Source organism: Clostridium sp. UBA5988, from assembly GCF_002435615.1.
GTDB classification, from domain to species: Bacteria; Bacillota; Clostridia; order Clostridiales; family Clostridiaceae; genus Clostridium_J; species Clostridium_J sulfidigenes.
The window spans coordinates 1-5,609 of record NZ_DJBA01000071.1 but is presented as its reverse complement, the minus strand read 5'-3'; the positions used below and the strand labels follow the sequence as shown (position 1 = coordinate 5,609).

Genomic DNA, 5,609 nt, shown 5'->3' with positions numbered 1-5,609 from the left:
TCCTTTATAATTAAATTATATATTAAAAAGAGCTCAAATTAAATATATTTTATAGCTATACACTAATTATAGACACAAACATTAGTTCTTATTCGTTGTATAGATTATATTTTATCACTAGTGTATGTCAGGGTATGGTTCTGAATACATTGCATTTATAGATGACTAGATAATAACATTTGAAAAAAGTGTGGAAGAACATTTACTGATTTCACCAACTCTGCAACATACAAAAGTAAAAGAATTTAAAATTTAAAATATCCAACCAATACTCATGTATTATTTTAAAATATGGAATTTTAATACAAATATAATATATAATAAAAATATAAATTACTGGGGGTAAAAGATGAAAAAAGTATTGGTTTTAATTATTGTATTGAGTGCCTTAATTATTAGTGGGTGTACTCAAAGTGAAAATTTTACAATTGAACATAAAGAATTTACGGATGAACAAATGGAGATATTATCATTAACTGGAAATAGAGCATTTAAATATGATTTAAAAAACTTACCTGGAGATAAAAACTATGAACTAAAGGTAGTATATGAAGTTTATAATAATAAAGAAAAAGTAAGGGAAGAGATTCTATTAGGTACGGCATATGGACCAACAGATGATAAGATAGAAGATACTAATATATCAATAAATATACAAGAAAATAAAATAAGAATAATGTTTAGTGGGGCATATAGTAATTTAGAAATAGAAGAAAATATATTTAAATCAGCAAATTATTATTTTAATGGAGCTAGAAAATTTAATATAGGAGATGAAGTATATTTATTTCATAGTAATGATGGCGGGAAGGGTTTAACCATGGAAAAACTAGGATACTTATCAAAAGAAGAATTAGATGGATTAATTGAGAAAAATAAAGAGAATGCTTTTATAAAATTAGTATGCGAAGAAATAAAAAAATAAGTTTACAACCTTAAATTATTACGAACTAAAATCCAGTGATTTCGAATCACTGGACTTTTAAATTAAATATATTACATACTTATAATATATTATCAACACTATTTTAAAACAGAGTCAAAAATAAAAGTAGAAAAAAATATACTTATTGCAAACAATGCAAATAAGGCAAACATATTTAAAATCAAAAATACTGTATCCAAAATAGTAGCTAATTTTTTTTCTTTTTCTAACATGCTACTCTTTTGTATCAAAGGGAATGCCACTAAGCTACCAACTATACAAAATATGTTAATTACTAAAAGAATTATAGCTGCTGGAACTTCAAAAAAAAATTTTGTAATAAATTCTATATAAATCACCTCCTGATATAGTTGACTATACAAAGAATAACTTCTATGGAGTTCCTTAATTATTCTAATTTTAAATATAGATTGTTATCTATTGTTTCATAGTCACATTTATCTGGAAAATTTTCCTTAATCTTTTCAAGTTTATACCTATTTCTTTTAACAATAAATCCACTTATTACCGCAGTATCATCATCTTCCCATGAAATGTCCATTCTTATAACGCGATCATCATTAAACTCCCCCTCTATTTTAGGTACCTTAATTGTTTTTTTAAAGAAAGAGCCTACTTTTTTATAAAATTTTACATTAGCACTTGGGTACCACGAAGTTTGAATATTTACTATTAAATTATTTTAAACCTTTCTTTCATGAAATATCCTCCCTAAATATAAAATCCTCTTGTATATTAAATTTAAGCATTCCCTTTTTCCTATTATCAATTACTCCCCTTTAAAACTCTTCTGCTCCCAAAGCTTATTATGAAAAGAATCACTGCAAGTACCATAAAAGCTACCCTTAATGAAGTTACTTGTCCTATGACCCCTAATAATGGAAATATCATAATCATAAATATACTGAAGCATATACTTTGAACAGATATTAGGGTTGCTCTTTGAGCTGATGGGATAAGCTTATTTATATAATCAGAGCTAACAGGATATAGGATATTTATACTTACAGAAAACATAATAAATCCTATGATAGCAATTAAATTCTTACTGCTAATAAGAACTATAAGCCACACTCCTCCTAACATTGGAACTATATAAAGCATAGCTTTTTTAAATTTTCTTTCTACTTTATAGGCAAACTTTGCTCCTATGGCACAGCCTATACTTGATATTACATAGATTATTGCTATGAAACTTCTAGAGTATCCCATTTCACTAAAATACTGTTGAGTATAAAAATGAGTAGTTGTGCCGGTCATAAATATTAATTCAAAAAACATCATTATTAGTATAATTTTTTTATTAGATTTCATCACTTCATAACAGCTTTTAAAATGACCTACTATAGTCACTCTTTCCTTTGCTTCTTCATGAAATTCTGGTTCTTTAAATCCAAAGGAAATTCCTAGTGCACATATACTTACAATGGATGCTAATCCATAGCTATATGTAAAGGAGTAATCTGATAATATTCCTCCAACTAATACAGCTATTCCTTGAGCTACTTCAATTATAAAATTTAAATTTCCATTTATCTTTAGGTATTTTTCCTCTTCTCCTGTAACCTTTAAGGAGTCATAAACCAAGGCTTCTTCTGAGCCTGAGTTTAAATTATAAGATACGGCGGATATTACAAAGGCAATGGCGAACCCTAAAAAACTATTGCAAAACAGCATTAAGATTGCCCCAATTGCGGACATTATCCTTCCAAGTATTATAGTATTTTTTCTTCCAACAATATCAGCAATAGCTCCTGTAGGAACTTCACATATTAAACTAGTTATATGGTGAACTGATTCTAAAAGTCCTATTTCTATAAGAGACATGCCTTTATGAGCTAAATATAATACCCAAATGGCAGAGCTTATATCTATGGAAGATAAAAACTTATACATATAATCAATTTTTATATTTTTCTTTATCCTATCTAAGTAATCTACGCTCTTCCCTTTATTAATTTTATTTATATTTAAACTTTCTTTTATGTTATTCATTGTAACTCCCCCTAATGATTTCTGTTAGTAAAGCTTCATAGAAGCTAAGAACTCTGTTTATTAGCATAATAAAAGACTCTATTATTAAGAATTTAATCTTATAATAAAGTCTTGGAGTTACTTTTGAAGTTGAAGGACTATTATTCCTGCAAAATCATCTTAAAAAAAGATATAGTAACCCCTTAGTTTTCAATATTGCAGTTTTAGTCATAGAACTGCTGCTCATTGGGGTATATCCTTTTTTTATATTAAGATATCTCACAGTTGTTTCCTCCATTTTTTCTTGTATAATTTATTATATCATATGGGTAATATTTTAGTATACATTATTATCCTATTTTTTTATATAATTTAAATATTTACATAGATACTTCTTTCTCTTCTTTATAATTATGAGTTTCATAGTTTCCCCAGCAAGGAGTTTCAATTCCTATGTCTAGAGAGTTAAACTTTGCACCTTTCGTGCTATTATAATTATCTAAAGCTTTAAATACAATTTTACATCCTAATAATAATATAGGCACATTGGCATATACAACTAGTATGTTTACTAAGTCAGATATATACCATAGGTTCCCTAGTTCTAGTCCTGATAAAACTGTTAAACAACCAAAAGGAACAAATATAAAGGCACCTAAACTTCTTATTGTATTAATACATTTCTTACTTTTTGATATAAAGTTTCCTGATATCTCTGCAAATAGAATCATTCCAAGTAAGGTTGTAAATGCAAATAATCCATAGCATAAGGATATTATTATAGTAGCAATTGAGTCAAAGGCTGTACCTGGAATTAAGTATTGTACAGAGGTTAAATAAACTGTTAGCTTAGAACCTTTTATACTCTCCCAAGCCACTCCTGATTCAGCTGCCCAAAGACTTGCCATAACTACAACTATTCCTGTCATTGTGGCAATTACCATAGTATCTAAAAATACTCCTAGAGCTTGTACTAATCCTTGCTCTACTGGATGGTCAGTGTCTGCAGTAGCTGCAGCCATAGTTATAGTACCTTGTCCAGCTTCATTTGACATAAGACCTCTTTTTATTCCTTGAGCAAGTGCAACACCAAAGGCCCCACCAAAGATGGCTTGTGGTTTAAAGGCTCCAGCAAATACGGCAGTAAAAAATAAAGGAACTTTATCTAAGTTAAATATAATTATTACTAATGTTATTCCTACATAAATTATAGCCATTATAGGCACTAACTTATCTGTAACCTTGGTAACACCATTTATTCCTTTAAATACAATAACAACTACTGAAAGTATTAAGAGTATTACGATTGTATAATACAATAAGGACTGTCTTTCATAAACTGTTCCTGTAATTGTTTCTACTACTGAACTTAAACTAGTTACAATATTAAAGGTTTGAGCTGGTATACAGAACATTGCATATACAATAAATAAAACAGCTAGTACTATTCCTATTGTTCTTTTATTCCCTAAAATCTTCATCCCATAAAAAGGTAGTCCTCCAACAAACTCATCATCCTTTTTCTCTTTAAAAATTTGAGCTAAAACTGCTTCTACAAAGGCTGTAGCCATTCCAAAGAATGCAGAAACCCACATCCAAAATATAGCTCCTGGTCCTCCTACACTAATTGCTCCTGTAACCCCTACTATATTTCCAGGTCCTATTCTCATGGCTGAACTTAGTAGAAATGATGCTAAAGGGCTAATTCCTGCTTCATGAGATTTCTTCTCTACAAGTATTTTAATCCCTTTTTTAAACTTAGTACATTGAACAAAGCCCATTTTAAATGTGAAATAAATACCTGATCCTACTAAAAGTAAGATAGCTAAAGAAAACTTTCCTATTATAGGAATGTTAGAATACCATTGAAAATTAGTTGGAAAATCCCATAAAAAGTCTGCCACTGGTACTATAAATTCAAATATTTTATTTATGGAGTTAAAAAATCCTTCCATTGTTATATCCCCTCCTAAAGTTTATTTTTAATACTATTACATGAAATTATAATGCCTCCCTATTATCTCATACCACTTATGTTTTAACTAGTATCGTTTTAATTGCATACAATAATGTCATTATATTCCTCATGAGTATTGGTCATACAAAAACTCCAACCCAAATTTAAAAATGAGATTGGAGTTTATTTATTGTTTATTTATTAGTTAGATCTTTCTAATCCATGATTACACATTTGTTTTTAACATTTTCTATAGGAAACAAGGACTATAATTTCAATAATTCTACATGCATACAGTCTTCTAGTTCTATGTTAAAACCTAATTTTTTAGCTTCTTCTATAACTTCTTCATTAAAAGAACCTGGTTGGAACCATACATTTTTGATTCCTTTTGCTTTTATTTTTGGAAGAGCTTCTAAAGTAATTTTAGGATTAACTATTACATTTATTCCATCTATTAATTCTGGTAACTCTTCTATAGATTTATATAACTTTATTCCATCTATAGAATCATATTTAGGATTTATTCCATAAACAGTGTATCCTCTATCCTCTAATTCTCTAAAAATTTTGTATCCAAATCTTGTAGTATCAGTGGTAGCTCCAAGTAAAGCCCAGCGTTTTAGGTTAAGCATTTTATTCATATTTATCACTCCTAATCTTATTTTATATATAGTTTGTTTATTTTTCATAGTTACTATTCTTTAATCCACCACTTTACAAGAAAATTAA

Annotated in this window: 6 protein-coding genes; 1 reads left to right on the top strand and 5 read right to left on the bottom strand. The window is 28.4% G+C overall.

Translation table 11 applies throughout. The features are described from left to right. Positions 1 to 349 precede the first annotated feature (349 nt). Positions 350 to 925 carry a hypothetical protein gene (locus B3J31_RS15235; protein ID WP_346867486.1) on the top strand — a complete coding sequence of 192 codons (576 nt, stop codon included), beginning with the start codon at positions 350 to 352 and terminating at the stop codon, positions 923 to 925. A gap of 98 nt (positions 926 to 1,023) precedes the next feature. Here the strand turns inward: B3J31_RS15235 and B3J31_RS15230 are convergent, their stop codons facing one another. From B3J31_RS15230 to B3J31_RS15210, 5 genes are all read right to left on the bottom strand, one after another. Next, positions 1,024 to 1,284, bottom strand: coding sequence for a hypothetical protein (locus B3J31_RS15230; protein WP_346874186.1), 261 nt, complete (start codon positions 1,282 to 1,284; stop codon positions 1,024 to 1,026). Between the two features lie 50 nt (positions 1,285 to 1,334). Then, positions 1,335 to 1,487, bottom strand: a complete 153-nt coding sequence (locus tag B3J31_RS15225) for a hypothetical protein (protein ID WP_346867488.1) — start codon at positions 1,485 to 1,487, stop codon at positions 1,335 to 1,337. Positions 1,488 to 1,711: 224 nt separating this feature from the next. After that, the gene (locus B3J31_RS15220; protein WP_346867489.1) at positions 1,712 to 2,941 is read right to left on the bottom strand and encodes an MFS transporter; all 1,230 of its coding nucleotides are present in this window, start codon (positions 2,939 to 2,941) and stop codon (positions 1,712 to 1,714) included. 359 nt (positions 2,942 to 3,300) lie between these two features. Then, positions 3,301 to 4,875, bottom strand: coding sequence for an amino acid carrier protein (locus tag B3J31_RS15215; RefSeq protein ID WP_346874185.1), 1,575 nt, complete (start codon positions 4,873 to 4,875; stop codon positions 3,301 to 3,303). 268 nt (positions 4,876 to 5,143) lie between these two features. Further along, positions 5,144 to 5,521 carry a CoA-binding protein gene (locus B3J31_RS15210; RefSeq protein WP_051823942.1) on the bottom strand — a complete coding sequence of 126 codons (378 nt, stop codon included), beginning with the start codon at positions 5,519 to 5,521 and terminating at the stop codon, positions 5,144 to 5,146. Positions 5,522 to 5,609: the final 88 nt, after the last annotated feature.